This is a genomic window from Kribbella ginsengisoli (genome assembly GCF_039537185.1).
GTDB lineage: Bacteria > Actinomycetota > Actinomycetes > Propionibacteriales > Kribbellaceae > Kribbella > Kribbella koreensis.
On the sequence record NZ_BAABAA010000001.1, the window covers coordinates 384,333 to 410,285 of the forward strand.

22 protein-coding genes are annotated in these 25,953 nt (G+C 68.3%); 14 read left to right on the forward strand and 8 right to left on the reverse strand.

Features of this window, described 5'->3' with window-relative positions; genetic code table 11:
* Positions 1 to 7: 7 nt before the first annotated feature.
* Positions 8 to 724 carry an SDR family NAD(P)-dependent oxidoreductase gene (locus tag ABD768_RS01645; RefSeq protein ID WP_344836487.1) on the reverse strand — a complete coding sequence of 239 codons (717 nt, stop codon included), beginning with the start codon at positions 722 to 724 and terminating at the stop codon, positions 8 to 10.
* Between the two features lie 170 nt (positions 725 to 894).
* Here ABD768_RS01645 and ABD768_RS01650 point away from each other — a divergent pair, with 170 nt between their 5' ends.
* From ABD768_RS01650 to ABD768_RS01665, 4 genes are all read left to right on the forward strand, one after another.
* Complete coding sequence (locus ABD768_RS01650) at positions 895 to 2,007, forward strand: GntR family transcriptional regulator (RefSeq protein ID WP_343972173.1); 1,113 nt, start codon at positions 895 to 897, stop codon at positions 2,005 to 2,007.
* Between the two features lie 47 nt (positions 2,008 to 2,054).
* Positions 2,055 to 3,689: a sensor histidine kinase gene (locus ABD768_RS01655; protein WP_344836491.1), complete on the forward strand. Its 1,635-nt coding sequence runs from the start codon at positions 2,055 to 2,057 to the stop codon at positions 3,687 to 3,689.
* Positions 3,686 to 4,354 (forward strand): response regulator, encoded by a 669-nt coding sequence (locus ABD768_RS01660; RefSeq protein ID WP_343972167.1) that lies wholly within the window; start codon positions 3,686 to 3,688, stop codon positions 4,352 to 4,354. The genes ABD768_RS01655 and ABD768_RS01660 overlap by 4 nt, the downstream gene beginning before the upstream one ends.
* A gap of 217 nt (positions 4,355 to 4,571) precedes the next feature.
* Entirely contained in the window at positions 4,572 to 6,125 is a 1,554-nt protein-coding gene (locus ABD768_RS01665; protein WP_344836493.1) for a chromosome partitioning protein, read from the forward strand.
* A gap of 166 nt (positions 6,126 to 6,291) precedes the next feature.
* Here the strand turns inward: ABD768_RS01665 and ABD768_RS01670 are convergent, their stop codons facing one another.
* From ABD768_RS01670 to ABD768_RS01680, 3 genes are read right to left on the reverse strand one after another with little or no spacing between them, the layout of a single operon-like run.
* Positions 6,292 to 7,101 (reverse strand): ABC transporter permease, encoded by an 810-nt coding sequence (locus ABD768_RS01670; RefSeq protein ID WP_344836496.1) that lies wholly within the window; start codon positions 7,099 to 7,101, stop codon positions 6,292 to 6,294.
* Positions 7,098 to 7,742: a DedA family protein gene (locus tag ABD768_RS01675; protein ID WP_344836498.1), complete on the reverse strand. Its 645-nt coding sequence runs from the start codon at positions 7,740 to 7,742 to the stop codon at positions 7,098 to 7,100. The genes ABD768_RS01670 and ABD768_RS01675 overlap by 4 nt, the downstream gene beginning before the upstream one ends.
* Complete coding sequence (locus tag ABD768_RS01680) at positions 7,739 to 8,653, reverse strand: ATP-binding cassette domain-containing protein (RefSeq protein ID WP_344836500.1); 915 nt, start codon at positions 8,651 to 8,653, stop codon at positions 7,739 to 7,741. Before ABD768_RS01680 ends, ABD768_RS01675 begins: the two co-directional genes overlap by 4 nt.
* A gap of 217 nt (positions 8,654 to 8,870) precedes the next feature.
* Here ABD768_RS01680 and thrS point away from each other — a divergent pair, with 217 nt between their 5' ends.
* Together thrS and ABD768_RS01690 are read left to right on the forward strand one after the other, a co-directional pair.
* A complete protein-coding gene (thrS, locus tag ABD768_RS01685) occupies positions 8,871 to 10,895 on the forward strand; it encodes a threonine--tRNA ligase (protein ID WP_343972152.1) in 2,025 nt (674 codons plus the stop codon).
* On the forward strand, positions 10,892 to 11,470 hold the full coding sequence (locus tag ABD768_RS01690) for an HIT family protein (protein WP_344836503.1): 579 nt from the start codon (positions 10,892 to 10,894) through the stop codon (positions 11,468 to 11,470). The genes thrS and ABD768_RS01690 overlap by 4 nt, the downstream gene beginning before the upstream one ends.
* Before the next feature lie 100 nt (positions 11,471 to 11,570).
* Here ABD768_RS01690 and ABD768_RS01695 read toward each other — a convergent pair whose 3' ends face one another.
* Positions 11,571 to 12,404 carry a hypothetical protein gene (locus ABD768_RS01695; RefSeq protein ID WP_344836506.1) on the reverse strand — a complete coding sequence of 278 codons (834 nt, stop codon included), beginning with the start codon at positions 12,402 to 12,404 and terminating at the stop codon, positions 11,571 to 11,573.
* Positions 12,405 to 12,991: 587 nt separating this feature from the next.
* Here ABD768_RS01695 and pgsA point away from each other — a divergent pair.
* The 3 genes from pgsA to ABD768_RS01710 are packed head-to-tail and all read left to right on the forward strand — an operon-like array spanning position 12,992 to position 15,893.
* The gene (pgsA, locus tag ABD768_RS01700) at positions 12,992 to 13,924 is read left to right on the forward strand and encodes a phosphatidylinositol phosphate synthase (protein WP_344836510.1); all 933 of its coding nucleotides are present in this window, start codon (positions 12,992 to 12,994) and stop codon (positions 13,922 to 13,924) included.
* Positions 13,925 to 13,936: 12 nt separating this feature from the next.
* Positions 13,937 to 14,794, forward strand: a complete 858-nt coding sequence (locus tag ABD768_RS01705) for a phosphatidylinositol mannoside acyltransferase (protein ID WP_344836512.1) — start codon at positions 13,937 to 13,939, stop codon at positions 14,792 to 14,794.
* Between the two features lies 1 nt (position 14,795).
* On the forward strand, positions 14,796 to 15,893 hold the full coding sequence (locus ABD768_RS01710) for a glycosyltransferase family 4 protein (protein ID WP_343972125.1): 1,098 nt from the start codon (positions 14,796 to 14,798) through the stop codon (positions 15,891 to 15,893).
* Positions 15,894 to 15,951: 58 nt separating this feature from the next.
* Here the strand turns inward: ABD768_RS01710 and ABD768_RS01715 are convergent, their stop codons facing one another.
* A complete protein-coding gene (locus tag ABD768_RS01715) occupies positions 15,952 to 16,356 on the reverse strand; it encodes an HIT family protein (RefSeq protein WP_344836516.1) in 405 nt (134 codons plus the stop codon).
* 48 nt (positions 16,357 to 16,404) lie between these two features.
* On the opposite strand from ABD768_RS01715, the gene ABD768_RS01720 reads away from it, so the two are divergent.
* Genes ABD768_RS01720 through ABD768_RS01730 form a run of 3 tightly spaced genes read left to right on the forward strand, consistent with a single transcriptional unit; the run spans position 16,405 to position 18,967 of the window.
* Positions 16,405 to 16,854 (forward strand): hypothetical protein, encoded by a 450-nt coding sequence (locus tag ABD768_RS01720; RefSeq protein ID WP_344836518.1) that lies wholly within the window; start codon positions 16,405 to 16,407, stop codon positions 16,852 to 16,854.
* Complete coding sequence (locus tag ABD768_RS01725; protein WP_344836521.1) at positions 16,851 to 17,726, forward strand: tetratricopeptide repeat protein; 876 nt, start codon at positions 16,851 to 16,853, stop codon at positions 17,724 to 17,726. Before ABD768_RS01720 ends, ABD768_RS01725 begins: the two co-directional genes overlap by 4 nt.
* A complete protein-coding gene (locus ABD768_RS01730; RefSeq protein ID WP_344836524.1) occupies positions 17,723 to 18,967 on the forward strand; it encodes an AAA family ATPase in 1,245 nt (414 codons plus the stop codon). Before ABD768_RS01725 ends, ABD768_RS01730 begins: the two co-directional genes overlap by 4 nt.
* Positions 18,968 to 18,970: 3 nt before the next feature.
* On the opposite strand, the gene ABD768_RS01735 is transcribed toward ABD768_RS01730, so the two are convergent.
* Positions 18,971 to 21,109 (reverse strand): elongation factor G-like protein EF-G2, encoded by a 2,139-nt coding sequence (locus ABD768_RS01735; RefSeq protein WP_344836526.1) that lies wholly within the window; start codon positions 21,107 to 21,109, stop codon positions 18,971 to 18,973.
* Between the two features lie 173 nt (positions 21,110 to 21,282).
* Positions 21,283 to 22,395 (reverse strand): coiled-coil domain-containing protein, encoded by a 1,113-nt coding sequence (locus tag ABD768_RS01740; RefSeq protein ID WP_344836528.1) that lies wholly within the window; start codon positions 22,393 to 22,395, stop codon positions 21,283 to 21,285.
* Positions 22,396 to 23,386: 991 nt separating this feature from the next.
* On the opposite strand from ABD768_RS01740, the gene ABD768_RS01745 reads away from it, so the two are divergent.
* The gene (locus tag ABD768_RS01745) at positions 23,387 to 24,379 is read left to right on the forward strand and encodes a chymotrypsin family serine protease (RefSeq protein ID WP_344836530.1); all 993 of its coding nucleotides are present in this window, start codon (positions 23,387 to 23,389) and stop codon (positions 24,377 to 24,379) included.
* 223 nt (positions 24,380 to 24,602) lie between these two features.
* On the forward strand, positions 24,603 to 25,940 hold the full coding sequence (locus ABD768_RS01750; RefSeq protein WP_343972103.1) for a tyrosine-type recombinase/integrase: 1,338 nt from the start codon (positions 24,603 to 24,605) through the stop codon (positions 25,938 to 25,940).
* Positions 25,941 to 25,953: the final 13 nt, after the last annotated feature.

The window sequence follows — 25,953 nt, forward strand, 5'->3', positions numbered from 1 at the left end:
TTCGTCTTCAGCCGAGGAAGTACGGCGCCGCCGCGCGTGGGAGGTGGATCGATCGGCCCGCCAGTGAGTCGTCGGTGATGAGCTCGACGACGGCGTCGGTCAGCGTCGCCAACGGGACCTGGGTGGGGCCGCGTTCGGCCTCCGGCAATGCCTCGTACTCCGAAATGCCACGCTCCGTCGCCACCCAATCAGGCACCACGCAATTCACCCGGACGCCATGCGACTCCCGCAGCGGCGCGAGGGTCGCCGTGAGCCGGATCAGCGCGGCCTTCGCAGCGCTGTACTCCGGCGACACATGCTCCCCGAACCCCAGCCCAGCAGTCGAACTCATGTTGACCACAGCACCACCACCCGCTTCACGCATCGCCCCGAGCGCGAGTTGCGTCGCAAGCATCGGCGCCCGCAGGTTCAGGTCGAGCGAAGCAGTCCACCGCTCCACACCCGCCTCGGGAAAGCACGGCCGCAGTACCGCCCCACCGCCCGCGTTGTTGACCAGAATCCGCGGCCGGCACCCCATCAACTCAGCCACCGCGTCGTCATCGCGCATATCCACCCGCACGAACCGCGCGCCCGCGCCGATCAACGAGCAGGCCTCCCGCCCGCCCTCTTCATCGATGTCCGCCAACACGACCGACGCACCCTCAACCGCCAACCGCTGAGCGACAGCCCGCCCGATCCCCACCGCCGCACCGGTCACCACCGCCAGCTGACCTGCAATCTGCATGCCACTCACCTCCACCCGCCACCCTCCCCGAACCCACCGACAGGAAATCCGCGACGGCTCCGAGGTGGGTGGGCCTGGTGCAACAGGTTGGTATAGGTCAACCAGCTCGCTTGCCTCAGGCGCACGGGGCTGGTTTGGTATATCAACCTGTTGAGCGGGAAGGGATCGCTGTGGTTCTGCTGTACGAGCGGATCAGTACCCACGTGCTCGAGGAGATCCGCAGTGGAGTGCTCGGGCCGGGGGACCGGGTCGCGTCCGAGATGGAACTGGCGGCGCAGTTCGAGGTCAGCCGGATCACCTCCAAGCGCGCTCTCGAGGTACTCCGGGAAGCCGGCCTGATCGAACGGATCCGGGGCAAAGGGTCGTTCGTCGTCAAGCACCTGCCGGACCTGGAAGGCGTGACCGCGCCCCTCAAAGGCGCGCTCCGCCCGGTCCGTCGCGGTCACCGGCCGGGCTCGATCGCCCTCCTGATACCGGATGTCTCCGAGGCATACGGCCTGGAACTGCTGCAGTCGATCGAGGAGCACTGCGCCGAAGCCGGCGCGAATTTGATCGTACGGCGTACGCGCGGCCGTCAGTCGGACGAGGAGCAAGCCGTCGAGACCCTGGTCGCGTCCGGCGAGGTGGACGGGCTGATCGTGTTCCCGGTGCACGGCGACTTCTACAACGCGAGCCTGTTGCGGCAGGTGCTCGACGGGTTCCCGCTCGTGCTCGTCGACCGGCATCTGTCCGGCATACCGGTGTCGGCCGTCCATACCGACAACGTCGCGGCGTCACGCGCGCTGACCGAGCGGCTGCTCGATCGGGGGCATCGGCAGATCGCGTTCGTCTCGCCGCCGCCGCTGAACACGTCGAGTATCGAGGACCGGCTGGAAGGATTCCGGGCAGCGTTCGCGGAACGGGCGCCCGGGCGGTACCAGCCGCATCAGCTGACCGAGTTGCGCAGTACGTTGCCGGGATCGTTCACGCCGGAGAGCGTGCGCTCCGATCTCGGGCTGATCCGGGCGTTCCGGCACCGTTTCCCCGAGGTGACGGCGTTCGTCGCATGCGAGTACAACCTGGCCAGGATGCTGGACCGCGCTCTCAGACCGAGCGATCTGGTGATCAGCTGCTTCGATTCTCCGGGCGATCCGATCGCGGGGCCGCCGTTCCTGCATGTCCGGCAGGATCAGCGCGAGATGGGCAGGCAGGCGGTCGAGCTGCTGCTGGCCCAGCTTCGCGGCGAATCGGTTCCGAAGCTGTCGCTGGTTCCGTTCCAGTTGGTCGATGCTGAGCGCAACTGACTTTCGGCAGTACTCCGGGTCGCGCTCTCCTGTGTAGCGTCGGGGCTGTGAAGTGGACGCGCGCGGGAGACCTCGGCTTGTGGGCCGGACTCTCGTTGCTGGTGCTCACCGAGAGCGGTGCGCGGAACGACCCGCTCTGGATGCGGGCCGGCTGCCTCGCCGTACTGGCCGTTGCTGTCCTTCTCCGCCGCTCGCGTCCGGTGATCGGGCTGAGTCTGGTGATCGCCACCGAGGTGGTGATCCTGGCGGGCAGTCTCGGGACGACGATGGGCGTTCCGATCGCGCTGATCCCGGCGATCTCGTTGCTGAGCTACGTTTCCGGACGGCGGGAGACGCGGCTGCGACCGTTCGTGCTCATGTGCAGCGGCGAGCTGGCGGCGTTACTGATCCTGAGTTTGGCCGTGCATCGCGACGTTCCGGTGACCGAGGCCGTACTGACCTGGCTGCTGATCTTGCTGCTCTCGCTGCTCGTCGTGGTGCTGCCGTGGCTGATCGGCCGGTACCGCGCACAGCAGGCGTTGCTCGCCACGGCCGGCTGGGATCGGGCCGAGCGGATCGAGCGCGAGCACCGGATGGAGATCGCGCAGGAACGGCTCAGAGAGCGCTCCCGGATCGCCGAGGACATGCACGACTCGGTCGGCCACGAACTCTCCCTGATCGCGCTCCGAGCCGCCGCGCTGGAGGTCGACGCAGAACTGTCCGAGCGTCATCGCCAAGCCGCCACTGAGCTCCGCGAAGCCGCCGCGACCGCGACGGAACGGCTCGGCGAGATCATCGGCGTACTACGTGACGGTGAGGCGTCCGTCGTACCGGCACAGGAGACGGTGGCGGAGCTGGTCGACCGTGCGGCGGCGTCCGGGCTCGCGGTGAAGCTCGTCCAGGAAGGCAATTCCGAGCTGTCCCCAATGGTCGACCGGGCTGTCCATCGGGTTGTCCAGGAATCGCTGACCAACGCCAGCAAGCACGCACCAGGCGCCAAGGTCGTCGTCACCGTGTCGCACGTCGACGAGCACGTCGCCATCCGGGTACTCAACGATGCCCCGTCCGGCGTCGCCAACCCCGAGGCAGTGGGGCGGGGCGCGGTGGGCGGTCGAGGGCTCGCGGGGCTGGGGGAGCGGGTTCGCTTGGTGGGTGGGACTTTGCGGGCGGAGAGGCTGAGTACGGGCGGATTCGAAGTACGGGCTCGGATTCCGCGGGCGGGTGGGCGGGTTGAGGCTGACAGGCCCGCTGGGTCGGGGGCGGCGGATGAGCGGGCGACCGTACGGCGGAATGCCCGGCGCGGGCTGATCACCGCAGTCACCGTGCCGGTTGCGATCGGTGCAGTGGTCGGATTGGTTGCCTTCGGCTACTACATGATCGTCGGGTACAGCTCGATCCTGCGGCCGGCCGACTACGACGCGCTCCGGCTCGGGCAGCCGGTCGATCAGGTGGAGGCGCGGCTGCCGGCGATGCAGATGGTCGATCCGCCAAGTGATGGGGTTGAGCAGCCGAAGGAGTGGAGCTGCCGCTTCTATCGGCCGGATGCGCCGTTCTCGACCACCTACGCCTACCGGCTGTGCTTCCAGAACGGAGTACTGGTGGCCAAGAGCGTGATCCAGACCGGCTCGGTGCAACCGGAACTCCCGGCCACCGAGGGCCAGCCGACCGCCGATGACGAACCCACCACCGAAGGGACGCCGTGACGATCAGGGTGTTGCTGGCCGACGACGAGGCGATGGTCCGGGCGGGGGTGCGGGCGATTCTCGGTTCGGACGAGGCGATCGAGGTGGTCGCCGAGGCGGCCGACGGACACGAAGCCGTCGCGCTCACCCAGCGCCATCGGCCCGACGTCGCCGTCCTCGACATCCGGATGCCCCGGATGGACGGTCTCGCGGCCGGCGCCGAGATCAAGCGGACCGTTCCGGAGACGGCCGTCGTGATGCTCACCACCTTCTCCGAGGACGCGTACATCGCCAAGGCACTCGGCGACGGCGCCAGCGGCTTCCTGCTGAAGTCCGGCGATCCCCATGAGCTGATCGCGGGACTGAAGGCGGTCGCCGGAGGCGCGGCGTACCTGTCGCCGAAGGTCGCTCACCGGGTGATCGCCGAGCTCAGCGCCGGTACCGGTGGTGGCCGGATGGCACGTGCCGCGGCCGCCAAGGAACAGATCGACGTACTGACCCCGCGTGAACGCGAAGTCCTCGCTCTGGTCGGCGCGGGACTGTCCAACGCCGAGATCGCCGGCCGCCTGTACCTGGTCGAGGGGACCGTCAAGGCCTACGTCAGCGCCGTACTCACCCGGCTAGCGGTGAAGAACCGGGTCCAGGCCGCGATCGTCGCTTACGAAGCCGGCCTGGTCGCGGATTGACCGTTACTGCCAGCGCCCGGTGACGTCTGCCTTCGTCGGGCAGTATCCGGGTGGCCGGCCGACGCTCCGGCGGGTGACATCGCCTGGACACCCGGTCATGGGATAGTGGGACCTCCCGGGTGGATCGTTACCCGGGATATCCAGCCAGACACCCAATTACCAGCCCCAGGGGAGCGGCAGCCCCGCCCCCCTCTCACAGAATCGGGGGATCTAGGTCGTGACCGACTCGCACAACTCCGGACAGCACAAGGACCGGGAAGCGGCAGCGGCCGAGGTCCGGAGGATGTGGCAGCCGACCCCGTCCTGGACCCAGCCGGATCCCAACCCCGCTCCCACCACTCCGCCGCCCCCGCCTCCCGCGCAGAAGCCGCCGGTGAGCAGTCAGGCGACTCCCGACCCGGATGAGGTCGAGGAGGAGGCAGTGGAGGAAGAGCAGCCGGACGCGCTGTCCCAGGAGTTCCCTGGCGACTCGTGGTCGCAGCCCGCCGAGACGCCCAAGGCGAACCCGGACCCGTGGAAGCAGCCGGCCGCAGAGCCCGCCGCCGACGCATGGACCAAGCAGCCGGCTGAGGATCCCGCTGCGGACGCGTGGAGCAACCAGCCGGCCGCAGAGCCGGCCGCACGGACCAAGGAGCCCGCTGCGGACCCGTGGAGCAAGTCCGCTGGCTATGAGCCGACCGGCGAAGCCTGGACGAGATCCAGCGAGCCTGCAGGCGACCCGTGGACGCAGCCCGCCCAGGAGCCCGGCCAGCCCGCTGGGCCTCAGCTCTCGCCGGCCGCGCAGCACTTCTTCCCGCAGGGCATTCCCGGCCAGGGCGCGCCGCAGCAGGATCGGCCGGTCTCGTACCGCGCTGACGAGCTGCTGCAGGCCCTGCCGTTGCCGCGGGAGGCTCCTGCCGAGAAGGGCGTTCGCAGCGTACTGCGCTTGCGCCCGGGCACCTCTGAGCGCTTGGAGCGCATTGCGCGCGCCACTGCGGCTACCGCCTTCCGCCGGCCCGTCACCGTGACGATCGCCAACCCGAAGGGCGGGTCGGGCAAGACGCCGACCACGCTGCTGCTGGCCGGCGCGCTCGGTCAGGCGCGTGGTGGCGGGGTCGTGGCCTGGGACAACAACGAGCTGCGCGGCAACATGCACCTGCGCACGCACGACACCAACAGCCGCTCGACCGTGACGGATCTGCTCCAGGCGATGCAGATGCTCACACAGCCGGATGCGCGGCTTGGCGATGTCGGTGCGTACCTGCGTCATCAGGTGTCGGGGCAGTACGACGTACTGACGTCTGCGACCACGACGTACGCGCAGATCGAGGCGAAGGATTTCGACCAGATCCACCGGCTGCTGAGCCGCTTCTACAAGGTGCTGGTGATCGACACCGGTAACAACGAGGGCTCCAGCAACTGGCGCGAGGCGATGAAGGCCTCCGACGTCCTGGTCATCCCGATCAAGTGGAAGAGCCTGTCCTGCGCCGCCGCCGTGCAGATGCTGGAGGAGCTCGACCACCAGGGTCCGGACGCGCAGCGGTTGATCCGCCGCGCGGTCATTGCGGTCAGCAACGGCCCCGGCGACGTCAACAAGGAGGTCGAGAAGCAGCTCCGCCCGTACTTCGAATCGCGCGCGGCCGCTGTCGTCGACATCCCCACCGACCCACACATCGCCGCCGAGGGCCCACTCGACCACTCGGCCCTCCAACCAGCCACCCGCCGTGCGGCCCTCGAGCTCGCCGCCAAGGTAGCCGAACAGATCACCATCGCCCTCAACGTCCCGCGCTGAACCACTCGCACCCTCGAGAAGGTGCGACCTTGAACACCCAGCGGCGACCTTGAACAAGCAATAACGTGTTCAAGGTCGCCCTTTGGTGTTCAAGGTGCCGCTTTGCTGTGCGAGCCAAGCAGTGGTGGGCTTGGACAAGAAGTGGTGGGTTTGCCCGGGGTGGGGGTTAGGCGTCGCGGCGGTTGAGGATTGTGGTGCCGGCGAGGAGGCCGGCTGCTGCCCAGGTGATCAGAACCAGGAAGCTGAGGGTGGGGGACAGGGTGTCGGTGGCGCCTGAGAGGAAGTTCTGGCCGGCGCCGCCGGGGAGTAGGGCGCCTAGCCAGACGAGGGCTCGGATGCTGCTTTGAGTGAGCATCATCGGGATGACGATGAGGAAGAGGAAGGCGGCCGTGAGGGTGCCGGCTGTGCTTCTGATGATGAAGGCGATGCCGGCGGTGAAGAGGCCGGCGAGGGTGGCGTAGGTCGCTACCGCGAGTAGGTCGGCCACGAGGGTGGCCAGGTCCCAGTCGGCCCATTGGCCCATCGCCAGGCCGCCGACGATCGACGCGACGAGGCCGAGCAGCAGGCCGTACAGGAAGAGAACTGGGGCGAGGACGACGGCTTTCGCGAGTACTACGTTCCGCCGTACCGGAGTCCACTGCAGTGTCGAGCGGATGCTGCCGGTCGAGTACTCCGACGTCACCAGCAGCATCGCGAACGCGGCGACCACGACCTGCACGATCGTCATCGCGGAAACCGCCACCCCGCCGACCGCGCTGAGCTCGGGCAACCGCGCAGGGACCTCCTCCGGCGCGAGGGTCTCGTTGTCGTAGGCGGTCGAGAAGCCGAACTGCAACGCCAGCAGGCCAGTCAGCAGGACGGCCGCGACGATGTTGAGCCAACTCGACCGGACGGTCCAGAGTTTCGTCCACTCCGCCGCGACCGCGCCGCGCAGGCCGCTCGACCTGCGGTGGACGGTGATGGTTGCCGTTGTCATCGTTCTCCTGCTTCGACTAGTTCGGGCTCAGCCTCGACCTGAGGTTGACGTGTACGCCGCTTGTGCCGGACGACCTCGACGATCAACGTCACCCCGAGGGCGAGCCCGATCCCGAGCACGACGCCCTTGAGTGGGTTGTCCTCGAACGCCTTGCCGCCGATGTAGCCGACCAGCGAGCAGTACAGACCCCAGCTCGCCGCGGCCAGCGCAGCGAAGAGCGAGAAGTTCCGCAGCGGATACCGGACCGCGCCCATCGTCAGCGTCACCGCGGTGCGACCGCCGGGCACGTAGCGAGCCACGACGAGCACCAGCCCGCCACGTTCCTCGAGCGCGTTGCGTGCCCACATGGTCATCTTGTGCCGCTTCGTCCCCAGTTCGAAGCGGTCGAGCAGCCGGCTGCCCGCGCCTCGGCCGAGCGCGTAAGAGGCGTGGTCACCGAGGAAGGCACCGGCCGCGGCCATCGCGATCACGACGTACAGGTTGGGCCCGCCGGTCGCGGCGAAGACGCCGGCCGTCACGACGAGGGTCTCGCTCGGGATCGCGGGGAAGAAGCCGTCCAGCGCGGCGAAGCCGAACAGGGCGAGGTAGATCCACCACGACGACATCAGTTCCTGGGTGAAGTGCAGGATCGACTCGCTCATCCCGCCACCACCCCGTACTGGACGCTTTCCGCGGTCAGCTCCATGTACGCCTCTTCGAGCGAGGCACGCTCGGTATGCAGCTCATGCAGCCGTACTCCGAGCTCATGGGCGAGATCCCCGACCCGCTCAGCCGGTACGCCGGTAACGACCAGTTGGCCAGGTAGCGACTCCACCTGCTCCGCCTCCGCGATCAACCGGTCGCGGAGTACTGCGAGATCGGCCGCCGACGGGATCCGGATGCGCACGGACGTCCGCGACGACCCCGCAATGACCTCGGCGATCGGCGCATCGGCGATCAACCGGCCGCGACCGATCACGACCAACTGGTCGGCGGTCAGCTGCATCTCGCTCATCAGGTGGCTGGACACGAAGACGGTCCGCCCCTCAGCGGCGAGGCTGCGCATCAACCGGCGTACCCAGCGGACGCCGTCCGGGTCGAGACCGTTCACGGGCTCGTCGAACATCAGCACCTCTGGGTCCCCGAGCAATGCGCCAGCGATCCCTAGTCGCTGGCCCATGCCCAAGGAGAACTGTCCGGCGCGCTTGCGGCCGACCTGGTCCAGCCCGACGATCGTCAGCACCTCGTCGACCCGGCTGACCGGGATCCCGTTGCTGCGCGCCATCGCGATGAGGTGGTTGCGAGCCGTCCGCCGGGGATGCAGCGCCTTGGCGTCGAGCAGGGCTCCGACCTTGGCGAGCGGGACGGGCCAATCGGCGTACGGGCGCCCGTCGACCAGCGCGCGGCCCGCGGTGGCGGTGTCGAGGCCGAGGATCATCCGCATCGTCGTCGACTTGCCGGCGCCGTTCGGGCCGAGGAAGCCGGTGACCCGGCCGGGGGAGATGGTCAGGTCCAGCGCGTCCACGGCGGTGGTCTCGCCGTAGCGCTTGCTGAGTGCTTCGAGGGTGATCACGCGGGGCCCTTCCCGGTTCGTCGGTGTCACTACGAACCTAGGAATCCGGAGGGGGCCGGCACATCGGACCATGGGAGGCAGCGACCCCTGACTTTCGTCAGGTCCGGGCGGTTCCGGGTCCGCCTGTGGATGGGCCGCAACGCGCGGCGACGCGACTCGATACCATCTGCGATGTGACGGGCCGCGCACGGCGGACCGGCGTACTCGAGGAGTGAACGTGTCGGAAGTCAAGGTCCATCTGATCGGCGTCGAGGGCGAGGCTGAGCGGAGTGTGACCGAGACGACGACCGTCGGAGAGCTGTTCGCCGAGATCTTCGGTCAGGACCGCTCTGCCATCGCCGCCAAGGTCAACGGGGAGCTGCGCGACCTGGCCCGGGTGGTCTCCGACGGCGACGAGATCGAGCCGGTGCTGGCGTCGTCGCCCGACGGGCTGGCGATCATCCGGCACTCGACCGCGCACGTGCTGGCGCAGGCCGTCCAGGACCTGTTCCCGGACGCCAAGCTGGGCATCGGCCCGCCGGTCGAGAACGGCTTCTACTACGACTTCGACGTGGCGACTCCGTTCACCCCTGAGGACCTGGGCAAGCTCGAGAAGAAGATGCAGCAGATCATCAAGGAGCGGCAGCGGTTCAGCCGCCGGGTGGTCTCGGACGACGACGCGCGCGCGGAGCTGGCCGACGAGCCGTACAAGCTGGAGCTGATCGGGATCAAGGGCTCGGCCTCCGCCGACGCCGCGGAAGGCGCTTCGGTCGAGGTCGGCGCCGGCGAGCTGACGATCTACGACAACATCCGGCGCGACGACTCGGTCGCCTGGAAGGACCTGTGCCGCGGTCCGCACGTTCCGGCCACTGGGTACTTGGGCAACTTCAAGCTGATGCGCGTGGCCGCGGCGTACTGGCGGGGGAGCGAGAAGAACCCGCAGCTGCAGCGCATCTACGGCACCGCGTGGGACACCCGTGACGCCCTGAAGGCCTATCTGAACCACCTCGAGGAGGCCGCCAAGCGCGACCACCGCAAGCTGGGCACCGAGCTGGACCTGTTCAGCTTCCCCGACGAGATCGGCTCCGGTCTGGCTGTCTTCCACCCCAAGGGCGGCGTGCTCCGCAAGGTGATGGAGGACTACTCGCGCCAGCGGCACGTCGAGGACGGCTACGAGTTCGTCTACACGCCGCACATCACCAAGGCGCAGTTGTTCCAGACCTCGGGTCACCTGGACTGGTACGCCGACGGCATGTACCCGCCCATGCACCTCGACGAGGAGCGCGGGCCGGACGGCGAGATCCGCAAGCAGGGTCAGGACTACTACCTGAAGCCGATGAACTGCCCGATGCACAACCTGATCTTCGACTCGCGCGGCCGGTCGTACCGGGAGCTGCCACTGCGGCTGTTCGAGTTCGGCACCGTGTACCGGCTGGAGAAGTCGGGCGTCATCCACGGCATGACCCGGGCCCGCGGCTTCACCCAGGACGACGCGCACATCTACTGCACCCGCGAGCAGATGCGCGACGAGCTTCGCGGGCTGCTGACCTTCGTGCTCGGGCTGCTCGCCGACTACGGCCTGGACGACTTCTACCTGGAGCTCTCGACCAAGAACCCGGAGAAGTTCGTCGGGTCGGACGAGGTCTGGGAGGAGGCCACCAACACGCTGCGCGAGGTCGCGGAAGGCTCCGGGCTGGAGCTGGTCCCGGATCCGGGCGGCGCCGCGTTCTACGGACCGAAGATCTCCGTCCAGGCGCGGGACGCGATCGGCCGGACCTGGCAGATGTCGACGATCCAGCTGGACTTCAACCTGCCGGAGCGGTTCGAGCTGGAGTACACGGCCCCCGACGGCTCCCGGCAACGGCCGGTGATGATCCACCGCGCGCTGTTCGGCTCGATCGAGCGGTTCGTCGCCGTGCTGACCGAGCACTACGCCGGCGTCTTCCCGCCGTGGCTCGCGCCGGTCCAGGTGATCGGCATCCCGATCACCGACGGCCACGTCGACTACCTGTACGAGATCGCCGAGCAGCTCAAGGCCGAGGGGATCCGGATCGAGGTCGACCACTCCGACGACCGGATGCAGAAGAAGATCCGCAACGCCCAGAAGGCCAAGGTCCCGTACATGCTGATCGCCGGCGACGAGGACATGGCGGCCGGCTCGGTCTCCTTCCGCTACCGCGACGGCTCCCAGAAGAACGGCATCCCGATCGCCGACGCGGTCGCCGAGATCGTCGAGGCAGTCAAGAAGCGCGTTCAGGTATGACCGATCTCCCCGGCGATACGCCGTACGAGCTGGAGGGTGTGGAGGAGCAGGACGGGGTCGGTACGCCGGATCCGTTCCTGCGGCTGTGGACTCCGCACCGGATGGCTTACATCGCCGGGGAGAACAAGCCGACGACGGGTGAGGCGGGGGAGGGCTGCCCGTTCTGCCGGATCCCGACGTTGGCTGATGTGGACGGGTTGATCGTGCGGCGGTCGGCAGCGGCGTACGCCGTGCTGAATCTGTATCCGTACAACCCGGGGCATCTGATGGTGGTGCCGTATCGGCATGTCGCGGACTACACCGAGCTGACGCCGGACGAGGTGTCGGACGTGGCGACGTTGACGCAGCAGGCGATGCAGGCGGTGCGGATCGTGTCGGCGGCGCATGGGTTCAACATCGGGATGAACCAAGGCGAGATCGCGGGGGCGGGGATCGCGGCTCACCTGCATCAGCACGTGGTGCCGCGGTGGGGTGGCGACGCGAACTTCATGCCGGTGATCGCCCAGACGAAGGTGCTCCCGCAGTTGCTGTCGGAGACTCGCGCCTTGCTTGCGAAGTCCTGGCCGACGAGCTGATTCGCGGAGCCCCAGCCGACGGGCTGATTCGCGGAGCCCCAGCCGACGGGCTGATTCGCGGAGCCCCAGCCGATGAGCTGATCGGCGGGGCCGTGGGCGGTTACTTGATGAAGAGTGGTAGCAGCGGGCCGACTACGCCGAGGAGGGTGTCGAGTGGGACCTCTCGGGATGGGTTGGTCAGGCCGCTGACTCGGACGACGCGGCGGCCTTGGCGGAAGACGAGTTCGCCCTGGTCGGGGAGGTAGTAGCCGGGTTTGCCGATCGGTGCGAAGCGGGGTGGTGGGGTGCGGACCGCTTCCGGGATCGTGTCGGCGTGGAACGACTCGACGATCGACACCGTCGCGTCGAAGCTGCCCCAGATGCAGGTCAGTGCGCCGTTGACCCGGTAGTCGCGCCTGAGCTGCACCAGCGTGCCGATGAACTTCTCAGCCTCGGGCGTCGACAACTGACACGCGGAGTCCGTTTGCCGCGCAGTGCGAAGCAATCGCGGTACTACGTCCCGCACCGCCCGGCTGATCGCGACGGCCTTCACCCGGTCGATGCCGGTCGGATACCGATCGATCCCGCCGGTCGAAAGCACCTGGACCGCCCGGTCATCCACCGGGAAGACGACTCGTGACGGACTGATCCGCGCATCCGGACCGAGCTCCGGAAGCAACTCAAGCGTCCCCGACCCGGCGGCCAACCGGTCGACCGAGTCCGGCTGCTTCGGCAATGCAGTGACTCCGACGGTCACGGCCCGCCTGTCCAGCAGCAGCGTGCACAGGTCGAGCGCCGGTAGCCCACCGTCATTCCAGGAGAACGGCTTGGCGGTCACCGTCACTCCGAGCTCCTTGCTCAGCGGCCAGGCGACCGCAGTACAGATGTTCACGCCCGCCTCGCCGGACGTCCCGTCCAACCCCTCCGCCTGAGGCGGCGCGATAGCAGTCGGCACGACCGCAGGCACCACCGGAGTCGGCGGCACCCCCTCATTAGCCCGCCGAGCCACCGAACAACCCACCACCAGCCCCAACACCGCCCACCCCACCACCACCCGCCGAAGCCACCCACCCCAACCGCCCGGCCACATACCCCCACCGCCCAGCCACGCGCCCCACCCGCCTGACTGCGACCCCCAGCCGCCTAGCCACACACCCGAACCGCCCGGCCGCGACCCCCAACCGCCTAGCCACATACCCCACCCGCCCGGGCGCGACCCCCAACCGCCTGACCGCGACCCCCGGCCGTCCGACCGCGGACTCCAGCGCTCCGGTCGCGGGTCCCCACCACACAGCAACCGGGTGACGCGGTGGCGTTCTACGCCTGAGCGGCGGCCCTCGGGCAAGGCCGCCGGGGGTTGGTGTTCGGTGGGCGTCCGGCTACCGGCGCGGGGGCGCGCGGCAGGGAGGCGGGGGTCGGTCATCGGGCCTCCCGTCGGGGGTGGGCGTGAGCCCATGGTGCGCCTGGGAGTGGGGGTGGCGATAGTCGTCCGGGGTGGCGCTTCACCTGCCGGGGGCCGGACTGGTCTACGATCGCGTCGCCATGCTTAACAGATTCCGGCAGTTCTGGACCAAGGTGATCTCACCGATCGCCAACCTCCTGCTCAGGCTCGGCGTGAGCGCCGATGCCGTCACGCTGGTCGGCACCATCGGCGTCTGCGCCGGTGCGCTGATCTTCTTCCCGCGCGGCCAGATCTGGCTGGGTGTGGTCGTCGTCACCTGTTTCGTCTTCTCCGACCTGATCGACGGCTACATGGCCCGCACCTCGGGGACGTCGTCGAAGTGGGGTTCCTACCTGGACTCCACGCTGGACCGGCTCGGCGACGGCGCCATCTTCGGCGGACTGGTGCTGTACTACGCGGGCAGCCACGGGCACACCCCGTGGATGGCGGGCGTGACGCTCTGGGCGCTGGTGATGGGCGCGACCACGTCGTACGCGCGGGCGAAGGCCGAAAGCCTCGGCCTGCACGCCAGCGGCGGCCTGGCCGAGCGCTCGGACCGGCTGGTCTCGGTGCTCGTCATCGGCTTCTTCTCCGACGTCCTGAACCTCCCGATCCTGCTCAAGATCGTGCTCTGCGCCCTGGCCGTCGCCAGCACCATCACGGTCGTCCAGCGCACCCTCTCAGTCCGCAAACAAGTCCTCTCAGACCCAGCCAACGCCGCCCTCGGCACCCCGCCCGGAAGTGCGCCGGCCCCGGCTGGAGCACCCACCGCCGGTACGACACCGGGCGCGGCCGGATCGGGCAGCGCTGCGGGTACTGCGCCGGGCGGTGCCGCTGGAGCGGAGAGCACCGGTGGCGGGAGCACCGCGCCCGCTGGCGCCGGCTCGGCGACGAGTTCGGCGGGTACCGAGGGCGTGGCGCCGAGCGACCTCGGCCTTGGCGCGCCGGACAGTGGAACGGCCGGTGGAACCACCGGCGGAGCGGCCAGCGGCACCACCGGCCCCGGGGCCGGCACGCCGCCCGCCTCCTCCTGACCAGTGGAAGGGGTGCGGCAGCGGGCCGTTGATCTGGCGTTCGCCTTGGCGTGGACGTTGGTGCGGCGCTTGCCGGAGTCTGTGGTGTCGGCGGTGTTCCGGCGGGTGGCGGACTTCGTCGTACGCCGGAACGGGCGCGGCGTGCAGCGATTGCGCTCCAACCTCGCCGTCGTCCGGCCGCAAGCAACCCCGGCCGAGCTGGACGCGCTGACAGCGGCCGGAATGCGGTCCTATCTCAGGTACTGGCAAGAGGCGTTCCGGCTCCCCGAGTGGGATGACGAGCGGATCGTCGGCCGGGTTCGTACGGTCAACGAGAAGTTCCTCCGCGACGCCCACGACGCGGGCAAGGGCGTCATCTGCGCCCTCCCGCACCTGGCCAACTACGACCACGCGGGTGCCTGGGCCGGTCGTACCGGTATGCCGGTGTCGACCGTCGCCGAGCGTCTGCGCCCCGAGTCGTTGTTCGACCGTTTCGTCGCCTACCGTGCCAAGCTCGGTATGGAGGTGCTTCCCCTGACGGGAAGCGACGAGCACGTGTTCGGAGTACTGGCGGAGCGACTGCGATCAGGCGGTTTCGTCTGCCTCGTCGCCGACCGCGACCTCTCCGAGCGAGGTGTCCCGGTGAAGTTCTTCGACCGCCGGTCAAGGATGCCCGCCGGCCCAGCGGCCCTCAGCATCCGCACCGGTGCCCCGCTGATCCCCGCGACCCTGCACTACGACGGCCCCGATCTCGTCATCGCCTTCCACGACCCGATCGACCGCACCGGCGGCCCGGCGCAGATGACCCAGCGCTGCGCCGACGCCTTCGCCCTCGGCATCGCCGAACACCCGCAGGACTGGCACATGCTGCAGCGAATCTTCCTGGACTGAGATGAAGATCGGCCTGGTCTGCCCGTACTCGCTCGGTACGCCGGGTGGGGTCCAGAACCACGTCCGCGACCTGGCCGAGGCGTTGCTTGCCCTAGGCCACGAAGTCTCGGTGCTCGCGCCGGTCGACGACGACAACGGCCCGCCGTACGTCGTATCGGCCGGCCATGCCGTCGGGGTGCCCTACAACGGCTCGATCGCCCGTGTGACGTTTGGACCTCGTACCGCCGCACGGGTCAGGAATTGGCTGACCGAGGGCGCCTTCGACGTCGTCCACGTGCACGAGCCGACGACGCCGAGCGCCTCGATCATCGCGCTCTGGGCCGGCGACGGCCCGTTCGTCGCGACCTTCCACACCTGGCAAGTGCGTTCCCGCGCGATGAGCGCGGCCGCCGGACTGCTCAGGCCCGCGCTGGAGAAGCTCGACGCGCGGATCGCGGTCTCGGAGAACGCGCGCTCGATGATGGTGCAGCACATCGGCGGCGAGGCAGTGGTGATCCCGAACGGTCTCTACACGAGCCATTTCGCCGGCCGGATCCGACCCGAGTGGCAAGGCGCTCACGGCACGATCAGCTTCCTCGGCCGGATGGACGAACCACGCAAGGGGCTCGGCGTCCTGATGGCAGCCGTACCGCGGCTGGTCGCCAAGCGGCCGCAGGTGAAGGTACTGGTTGCAGGCACTGGACAGGCCGACGAGGCGCGGCGTTCGCTGCCGGAGCACTGCCGGGAGAACGTGCTCTTCCTCGGCGCGATCGACGATGTCGCCAGGGCGGACATGCTGGCCGGGTCGGACGTGTACGTCGCGCCGCACCTCGGTGGCGAGAGCTTCGGGATCGTACTGCTGGAGGCGATGGCCGCTGGCGCTCCCGTGCTGGCGAGCGACCTGGCGGCGTTCCGGCAGGTGCTCGATGGGGGACGGCTGGGCGAGTTGTTCGAGCCAGGCAACGCGGAGGCGCTCGCTAGCCAGGCGGCCCGGCTGCTGGCGTCGCCGGACGAGCGCGGCAAGCTACGGGATGCGGGTCGCGCAGCGGTACCGGCGTACGACTGGGGCGTTCTGGTGGACGACCTGGTGGCGGTCTACGAGCTGGTCGCTCGGCGGTAGGCGACCAGCCCGTCGGCGGTCGGGCAACTCGGTAGTGGTCAGCGCGACTCAGCAGTGGTCAGCGCAGCTCAGTAGCGGTGGCTGCGATGGCGTCGAAGTCGCCGGGGGTCGGGTGCCAGGGGAGTTGCAGCGGGTCGTCCTTGTACCGCGGGATGACATGCAGGTGTGTGTGGAACACCGACTGCCAAGCGTCGGCGCCGATGCAGCTGAGCAGGTTGGCGCCATCGGCGTCCAACCGGTCGATCACGCGACTGACCAAGGACTGCGCGAGCAGAGTCGCCGCGGTCAGGTCTTCCGGAGCAGCCTCGCGCAGATCCATCGAGTGTTCGCGCGGGATGACGAGCAGATGCCCGCGCGTGGCGGGGTTGATGTCCATGAAGGCGATCGCGCGCTCGTTCTCGGCGACCCGCTGGGACGGGATGGTGCCGGCCACGATCCCGCAGAAAAGACAGTTCTCGGTCATCGCCCCAGGCTAAACTGCGCCAACCCGCATCAAGGCCGAGGGAGTCCCATGTCCGACGAGTTGCTGCGCCCGACCATCGGCGCGGACGTGGACGTGACCGTGCGCCCTTGGCGGTTGATGTCGCAGGCGTATGTGGCGTTCTTCGGCGGGGTCCTCGCGGTCACCGCGATCGCTTGGCTGAACGCGCGCAGGCTCGGCGTACCGGCTCGTGGGCGGTGGCTGATCCTGGGCTCCGGCTTGGCGGGGTTCGTGGCCGTCGCGGTGGTGCTCGAGTTGCTGACGGGTGAGGTGACGGTCGCGTCCGGGACGCGCGTGGTGATCCGGGTGATCGCGGTGCTGACCTGCCTGGTCCAGCTGCGGATCCAGCAGCCGATGGATCGCGCGTTCCAGTTGCGCGGCGCGGAGTACAAGTCGCTCTGGTGGCCGGGGCTGGCCGCGGTGATCGCCGGCGGAGTGCTCGAGGTCGTCCTGCTGATGCTGATCGAGGCCGTGCTGTGAGCGAGCCGACCGAAGCGAGGCTCCAGCTGGCCGGCCACTGGCTGCAGATCGGCCACCCCGAGCGCACGCTCGACGAACTCCAAGGGCTGTGGGGCGACGCGGCGCTCGACTACCGCGCGTTCCTGTTCCGTGGCGCCGCGCTGCACGCTCTCGACCGCAACAGCGAGGCCATCGACGTACTACGTGCCGGGCTGTCGCACTACGGCCAGTCAACGCCTCTGCTCCAATTACTCGGCTCTGCTCTCCGTGCAGCCGGGCAGCTGCAGGAGGCCGAGGCTGTCTACCTGCAGGGCCTCAGCCTCGACCCGAACGAGCCGGACCTGCTACTCGGCTACGCGATCGTCTGCCTGGCCGCGGGCCAGACGGAGAAGGCTTCTGCTCTCGTCGAGCGAGCCGCATCCTTCGCGCCCGAGAGCGCGGCCGTGTCGTCGGCCCGCGCGCAGGTCGCCTTCGCCCAAGGCCGGCACAAGGACATGCGGCGGCACAGCCAGGAAGCGCTCTCTGTCGATCCCGAGGACCCGGGCGCCCAGGCGTTGCACGGTACGGCGTCGATGCTCACGGGCGATGCGAGGTCGGGATACCGCTCTCTCGCTTCGGCCGCCGCGAGCAACCCGGCGGACAGCGATCTGCGCGGAGCGGCTCGGGAAGCCAAGCTGATCAACCACCCGCTGCTGGCGCCCTTGCGTCCCTTCCAGCGTTTCAATCCGCTGGTGGTCTGGATCTGCGCGATCGCCGTCATCTACGGACTCCGGTACGCCGGATTCGGGCTGCTCGCGAGCGTCGCGGCGATCGGCTGGTTCGCGTTCTGCATCTACTCATGGGTCGCGCCGCCACTGGTACGCCGCATGATCAACCGGAAGTGGGGCTCATGACGAACGACCGGATCTCCGCGCTGCGCAAGGCGGTCGAGGCCAGCCCCGACGACGTGCTGCTGCGGCTCATCCTGGCCGAGACGCTGGTCGCCGCGGACGAGACCGATTCGGCGCTCGACGAGTACGTCGTGCTGCTCGATCAGCACGGCCTGCCGGCGGATCAGTTCGTGCCGGTCGGTGAGTTGGCGGCGGCCAACGGGCGGCTGGCGCTGCTGCGGAGTTGCCTGGAGGCAGCCCGGCAGGCCGGTGTCGTCGAAGGGACCGGCCGCCTACAGCAACTGGTCGACGAGATGATTTCCGAGCGTAGCGGCGTACGGGTGAAGGTCGGTCCGGAGGACGAGGCTGTCGTCGAGAGCGACACGGTGAAGGAGACCACTACCTTCGACCAGGTCGGTGGGATGGACGAGATCAAGCGGGTCATCCACCGGATGGTGATCCTGCCGCTGAGCCGGCCCGAGCTGTACTCGAAGTACGGCCGTCGGTCCGGCGGTGGCGTGATGCTCTACGGGCCGCCCGGTTGTGGGAAGACGTTGCTCGCGCGTGCGACGGCGGGGGAGTGTGGGCTGCCGTTCGTCAACGTCCGGATCGAGGACGTGATGGATCCGTACCTCGGGGTGTCCGAGCGGAATCTGCATGCTGCCTTCGAGCGGGCGCGGGCGAATGCTCCGTGTGTGTTGTTCCTCGACGAGTTGGACGCGCTCGCCTTCGCGCGACACAAGCACGGCGGGTCGGAGTCGCGGCGGCTGGTCGACGTACTGCTGCAGGAGCTGGACGCGATCGGCTCGGAGAACGAGGGGCTGCTGGTACTCGCGGCGACGAACGCGCCGTGGGATGTGGACGAGGCGATGCTGCGGCCGGGACGATTCGACCGGGTGATCTTCGTACCGCCGCCGGACGAGCCCGCTCGGGCGGACATCCTGTCGGTGGTGCTGAAGGACGTACCGACGACCGGGGTGGATCTGAAGTCGTTGGCCGGCCAGACGCCGATGTTCAGTGGTGCCGACTTGCGGGCGCTGGTCGAGCGCGGGGTGGATCGGGTGATCGACGAGGCGCTGACGAGTGGTGGTGAGCCGCCGTTGTCGATGCAGCATCTGTCGGCGGCGCTCCCGACGGTGAAGCCGTCGACGCTGGACTGGCTGCATCGGGTTCGCTCGTACATCGAGTTCGCGAACCAGTCCGAGCGCTACGACGACGTCGCGGAGTACCTCCGTAGCAAGGACATCCGGCGCCGCCTCAGCTGACAGTCAGACCGTCGACTTGACCCGGGCGGCAGCTGAGTCGGGCATGGGTTCGTACCGGGCGAAGCTGCGGGTGAACGATGCTGCGCCATGGGACAGCGAGCGCAGGTCGATGGCGTAGCGGGTGATCTCGACCTGGGGCACCTCGGCCTTGACCAGCGTGCGGTCGTTGCCGACGCGTTCGGTGCCGAGCAGTCGGCCGCGACGGCCGGACAGGTCGCTCATCACCGCGCCGACCAGCTCGTCGGGCGTCAGTACGGAGACCAGATCGACCGGCTCCAGCAGGTTCACCTTCGTCGCGGTCGCCGCCTCGCGCAGCGCCAGGCCGCCGGCCATCTGGAACGCCATGTCCGACGAGTCGACGCTGTGCGCCTTCCCGTCGAGCAGCGTCACCCGGATGTTCACCATCGGATACCCGGCGCCGACACCCCTCTCCATCTGCGCCCTGATGCCCTTCTCCACACTCGGGATGAACTGCCGCGGTACCGCCCCGCCGACGACCTTGTCGACGAACTCGAAGTCCGCGCCCTCCGGCAACGGCTCCACCTCGATATCGCAGACGGCGTACTGCCCGTGCCCGCCCGACTGCTTGACGTGCCGCCCGTGCCCTTTGGCCTTGCCACCGAACGTTTCCCGCAGCGGCACGCGCAACTCGACGGTGTCCACGGTTACGCCGTACCGGTTGGCGAGCGCGTCCAGGACGACGTCCGCGTGCGCCTCGCCCATGCACCACAAGACGATCTGATGCGTCTCCGGGTTCTGCTCGATCCGTAGCGTCGGGTCCTCGGCGGCCAGCCGCTGCAGCCCGACTCCCAGTTTGTCCTCGTCGGTCTTCGCATGCGCCTGTACTGCGATCGGCAGCAGCGGCTCGGGCATTGTCCACGGCTTGAGCAGCAGCGGGTCGGACTTGTCGGAGAGCGTGTCCCCGGTCTCCGCCCGGGTGAGCCGGCCGATCGCGCAGAGATCTCCCGCGACCACCGCGCTGGCCGGTCGTTGCAGCCGGCCGAGCGGGAACGAGAGGGTGCCGATCCGCTCGTCCTCGTCGTGGTCGGCGTGGCTGTTCGCGTCCCCGAAGAAGGACGTGAAATGGCCCGACACGTGAACCGTCGTGTCGGGCCTGATGGTGCCGGAGAACACCCGCACCAGGCTGACCCTGCCGACGTACGGATCCGACGTCGTCTTCACCACCTCGGCCAGGAGCGGCCCGTCCGGGTCGCAGGCGACCTGCTTGCGCGGTACGCCGTGCGGCGTGAACACCTCGGGCAGCGGGTGCTCGGGCGGCGAGGGGAACCCACTCGTCGCGACCTCGAGCAGCTCCATCGTGCCCACGCCGGTACCGCTGCAGACCGGGATGACAGGGAAGAACGAACCGCGGGCAACCGCTCTCTCGAGGTCCTCGATCAGCACGTCCTGGCCGATCTGCTCGCCCTCGAGGTAGCGCTCCATCAGCGACTCGTCCTCGGACTCCTCGATGATGCCCTCGATCAGCGTGCCGCGGAGCTCTTCGATCTGATCGGCGTACTGCGGGTCAGGGTCGTGCGTCGTGCGCTTGCCATCGGCGTAGTCGTACTGCGTCTGCGAGAGCAGGCCGACGAGACCGTTGCCGCCGGCCGGGAGGTAGAGCGGGAGAACCTTGTCCCCGAAGGCGCTCTGGGCCGTGGCGAGCGCGTTCTCGTAGTTCGCCCGGGCGTGGTCGAGCTTGGTGATCACGACGGCGCGCGGCATGCCGACCTGGTCGCACTCCTGCCAGAGCGCCTTGGTCGGCTCGTCGACACCCTCGTTGGCCGGGAGGACGAAGAGGGCGCAGTCCGCTGCTCGGAGACCGGCGCGGAGTTCGCCTACGAAGTCGGCGTACCCAGGGGTGTCGATCAGGTTGACCTTGACGCCGTTGTGGGGGAGCGGGGCCAGGGCGAGCCCGACCGAGCGCTGCTGCCGGATCTCTGCGTCGTCGCAGTCGCAGACCGTCGTACCGTCGACGACGGTCCCCGGTCTGTTCAGCACTCCGGAGGCGACCAGCAAGGCCTCCACCAGTGTGGTCTTGCCGGCACCCGACGGCCCGACGAGCGCCACGTTACGGATAGCGGCCGGGCTGTCCGCGACCGGAGCAGCACCACCGCCCTGGGAAGCATTCGCCTTGTCTGCCATGACGTTTCCTCCTGGTTCACCCACCATTCCCCCAACCGCCCACCCAGCACAAGCCCCCACGTAGCGCTTGCTGATCGAGGCAGGCGAGGTCAGGTCAAGGCGGCCATCGCCAGTTGGCGATGTCGGGCGGGGTCAGGTAGGGGCGGACATGGCCAGCTCGCGAGTCGGGGAGGTCAGGTGGAGGGCGTCAGGGCGCTGAGCATCGCTTGGAGATCCTCGGGATGCAGCCGAGCGACCGTCCTGCCGGCCAGCTCGGCGCGCAGCGCAGCCAGCTCAGCAAGCGCCTGCGCTGTCGCCTCTTGTTGACGGTTGAGCTCGGCCGCCGTCCGGGTGGCACTCTCGCGCTGGTGAGCAAGGTCCGCCTCCGCCCGCGCCAGAGCCGCCCGGACTTCGATCACAGTCTCCTGCTGGGCGGCCTCCGCCCGGGTGGCTTCTTGGAGCGCCGCCTCCAACCGAACCGCCGCACCTTCGGCCAGCAGCCGTGCCGTGTCGCCCTCGGTGCTGCGCCGCCGCTCAGCCTCCAGCTCGGTGCGACCGGCCTCGAGCTCGGTTCGAAGCGCCTCGGCCTCCGCCCGGCGCTCCTGCTCGCCCCGGAGCGCGGTATCTCGCTCCACCGACGTCCGTTCGGCCACTGCCGCGAGTTCCAGGCGATCCCGCTCACCAGCCTGCAGCTGGTCCTCTGCGGCTGCCAGTAGTGCGGCTGCTGTCTTCGACCTCTGTACTGCGATGTCTCGCGCGCCGATAGCGTCCTGCGTCTGCTGCCGGGCGGCGCCGAGAGCTTCCGTCGACTCCAGCGCCTGGCGCGCTGCCGCAGCCGCGCGATCGACCGCCTCTGAACGCTCCTTAGCCGCCCGCTCAGCAGCAGCGATCGCCTGCCTCGTCCGCTGCTCGGCACTCTCGCGAGCCTCCTCGGCAGCCAGCCGGGCTCGTTCTGCTTCTGCGACCTGCGTGTGGGCGGTCTCGACAGAGGCGACCGCAGCAGCCTCCACCTCATCCAGGCGTGCAGTCACCGCTGCCAGTGCTGCGGTCAGGGCGTCTACCGGCTCCCGGATCGTCTCCAGGTGGTCTCGCAGCCGCTCAGCATCCAGCCGGAAGGTGTTACTTCCCGCGTCCAGGCCTAGCGCTCCCAGCGCCTCTTTCTCGGCCCTCGCCATCTGCGCGCAGGTCCGGCCGCCATCCCAGCGGGTATCCCGGCAGAAACTCCTCGGTCTCCCGCCCTGCATCCCCGGCGCCGGCAACTCCGCCCGGCACTTGCTGTAACCGCAGCGCCCAGTCTCCTCACTCATGCCGCTGAGCGTAGAGGTTTGCGGATACAAAACCGCGAAACCGGTTCGGCGTTTCCAAAACCAAACCGTCAACCAACGAAACCAGTGTTTTGTTGGGACGACGAGACAACATCAGAACGGGGACCGGTGTCCGAGGACTCGGTACGCGGTGGGCGGGAGACGGCGAACACGGCCAGTTCGGCGATGCTGGGTCCGCCGGCGGTGTGCAGTTGCGCTAGGTGGGGTCCACCGGCGGTCGATCGGTCATACCAGGTCGGGCCGAGGCCAGCCCGACGCCGCGAGCGGCTTCTGCCTGGTCGAGTCCACGGCGGTTGGTGCCGGTGCGACCTTGCGCCGAGGTAGATCCGTTCGGCGCGGAGGCCGAACCCAGGCAGGCCCGCCACCGCGGGGAGGCCTTGTCTCTGCCAGGCCCATCGATAGCCTGTTCGGCCTCAACAGCGGTGGGTCATGGTTATCCCTCGCGGATGCTTCCGACCATCCATAGCTTGCTGCCAGTGACGCATTCGCGTTCAGTCCACGTGTCCTGAACCTTGTCAGCGCCACCTCCGCTAATAGCAAGGTGTGTCGCAGAGCGCGCCACGACGTTCTTGCCACCGTCGAGGATTTCAAAGGACCTTGAATCGCCTCGTACGGTGTATCCCTTGGGCCAGACAAGAGTCACCAGCTCTTGAGACCCCTGCACCTGAACACATCCGCTCGCGTCGACGGTCAAGATGCCCCCGTAGAGAGCCTCCATGCTGCTCGGCATCGCTGAATCGGACTCGACGATTCGAGGGGGAGGGGAGGATGAGCACGCGCTGGCCACGGCCGCCAGGGCCACTGTCGATGCAACAACCACGAGTAACCATTGTCTGCGCACGAATACCAGCCTAGCGTCCTACCATGAGTACACGTATATGTCGAGGGCTAAGGTTCGTGGCCGCCGGGGTGGGTGCGAGTATCTTGCTGAGCGGGGCGCTGCTGCCTGCGGTTGCTGGACCACGACGGTGGCATGATTTGGGATGCAGCAACTCAGGCATTAACCATTCAACTGACTTCTGATGAAGCCGTTGACCAAGCGCGAATCCTGATAGCAAGTGCCGAAACAAATCTCCGGATCAATTTTGCGCGCGTGCAATATACTGCAAAGGAACTGGATGATCTTGCTAACAAACTTCTAGGGAACCAGGTCGAATGGGCGGGGGCATCTGGCATCGGTGGCGGCTACGATGCATATTCAAATAGAGTCCTCCTGCAGGTGTATCCCGGCGGCAAGGATGCCGCCACTCTTATTCGCGCCATCGAGAATCTAAATGATCCGCGCGTTACGCTCGAGCGAGTTGAGCCAGTGGACAACTGGAAGCCGGAGAGTCGGGATGCCGATATTGCCCCTTGGACTACCGGAGCCAAGATTCACTACTCGGGTGGCGACCCAAGCCAGTACTGCACACTCGGATGGGCGTGGAGGCTGTGGAGCAATGGCGGGATCGTCGGTTCCACCGCGAGACACTGCCCTAACCTTGTCTATGACAACAATGGAGTCTACGTAGGGACGGTGTACTCGAGTAAGAAAATCGCTGACTCTGCATTCATGTCGAATTCCAACGGCTATTCGCCGTCTGTATTCGTCGGGAACCAGACAACAACCGACTATCGACCAGTTGTGGGTGTCATCACGTCCTGGGTGGCTGGGGTTCCTGTTGCCATGAGCGGATCAACGAGCGGCCTCACTGTGACGACCGTCAGGTTTCCGACGTACACCCTGCCTTATTTCCCATCTTGCGGAGAAGGCCAGGGACTGGTGGGCGTCCTCATGTGGGATCACTTCACAATGGGAGGCGACTCGGGCGGTCCGTGGTTGACCACGCAGAGCGTCACGGGTAATGCGTTCGCCCACGGTCAACACTTCGGGTATGGCTGCGCAGCAGGCTATGCCGGATCATTCTTCGTCAAGCTGAATGCCATCAGCTCAGCTCAACAAGCCTCGATCTTGACAACATACTAGCGATCTCCGTCTCTCTGGCCGCCCTGCCCCGCGCGCCAGCTCGTCTGCGGCTGGTGGCAGCGTGCTTGCCGACACTCCGTGTGCGCGAGCCTGGCCGGACATCCCTTCTGTGTGTTCGCTCGGCCTGACACGAAACTGGGTATCCGGCGAAGGTGTTCAAGGTCGCCGGCTTATGCTCGGCGAGTCCCCTGCGGTGGGCCGGGTCGTCGGCGAGGATCGACGAATGCGTGCAGAACTGGATGCCCTGGTCGTCCTGGAGACACTCAGAGAAGCCAGCGCCGAGCTGCAGCCTGCGGGAGGCCGGCCAGGGAACGAAGATCCCGGGAGAGACTGGCCGGGCGTCGACGACCCAGCCGAGCTGCAGGCGCAGATTGCCGACTGGCTGACCCAGTACGGCAACGCAGGAACCCGCAAGACCTACGCCTACGCCCTGGGCCTCCCCGCCGCCTGGGTCGACGCCTTGACCGGCGGCCGGGGGGCAACTGGGGCTGAGGGAAGTGGGGCCGGCGGGGGCGCGCCGAGTGCGAGCGGCGCTGACGGTGCGACCGGGCGGCGGGCGGGTGTGGGGGAGGTAGCTGGAGCGGGTGGCCGGCGACCGCCGGTTGGGAAGCTGGGGGTGTTGCATCAGTTGGCTTGGTTTCGGTGGTGTGCGGGGCGGGGGATGGATCCGCGGGCGGCTACGGGAGCTGAGGTGAAGGCGTGGCTGCATCAGTTGGATGCGGCGGGCGCGGAGAAGCGGACTCGGCAGCGGATGTTGTCTACGTTGTCGGCGTTCTACGGGCACCTCACCGAAGCGGGCGTAGTACCGGCCAATCCGGCGGCGCTTAATCGGGCGCGGCTTGGGCTTGGGAGTACTGCTCGTGATGCGTCGCCGACTATCAGGCTTACAGCTGGTCAGTTGAGAGCGCTCCTGGATGCAGCTGCTCAGTTGCCTAACCGCACGCGGTACCGAGACCTCTACGCGCGCCGGGCAGTGGCAGTAGTCGGTCTGCTGACTCTCGGGCTCCGGGTCTCCGAGTTGGTCGGTCTGGATCGCGACAGCCTGGTGCTGTCCGGGGGAGAGCCCATGCTGCGAGTCCTCGGCAAGGGCGGGCTCCACCGCGAGGTCTACCTGACCGACCTCGCCGCGAGAGCGCTCACTGAGTACCTGGCCGAACGCGACCGCACCAGCGACGCCGCCACGCCGGCACTCCGCGGTAGGACCAGCGCCAACCGCGCCCCGATGATCGCCACCAAGGACGGCACCCGCTGCTCCCGCTTCGACATCAATGCACTGCTCCGGCGGATCGCAGTACAGGCCGGCCCGGCACTGGCGGAGGTAGCCGACCGGATCCACCCCCACGCCCTCCGCCACGCCTACGTCACCATCGCCCTAGAACAAGACGCCCGCATCCAGCACGTCCAAGCAGACGTAGGCCACGCCACCATCGCCACCACCCAGTACTACGACCGCAACCGCCGCACCCGAGACACCACAGCCGCCGACCTGGTAGCCGCCGCAATCCAGGCCGCCGACCCGATGAGGCATTCGGGCGACACACCGGCCAGTCGTGGGTACTGACGGACCCTTGGCG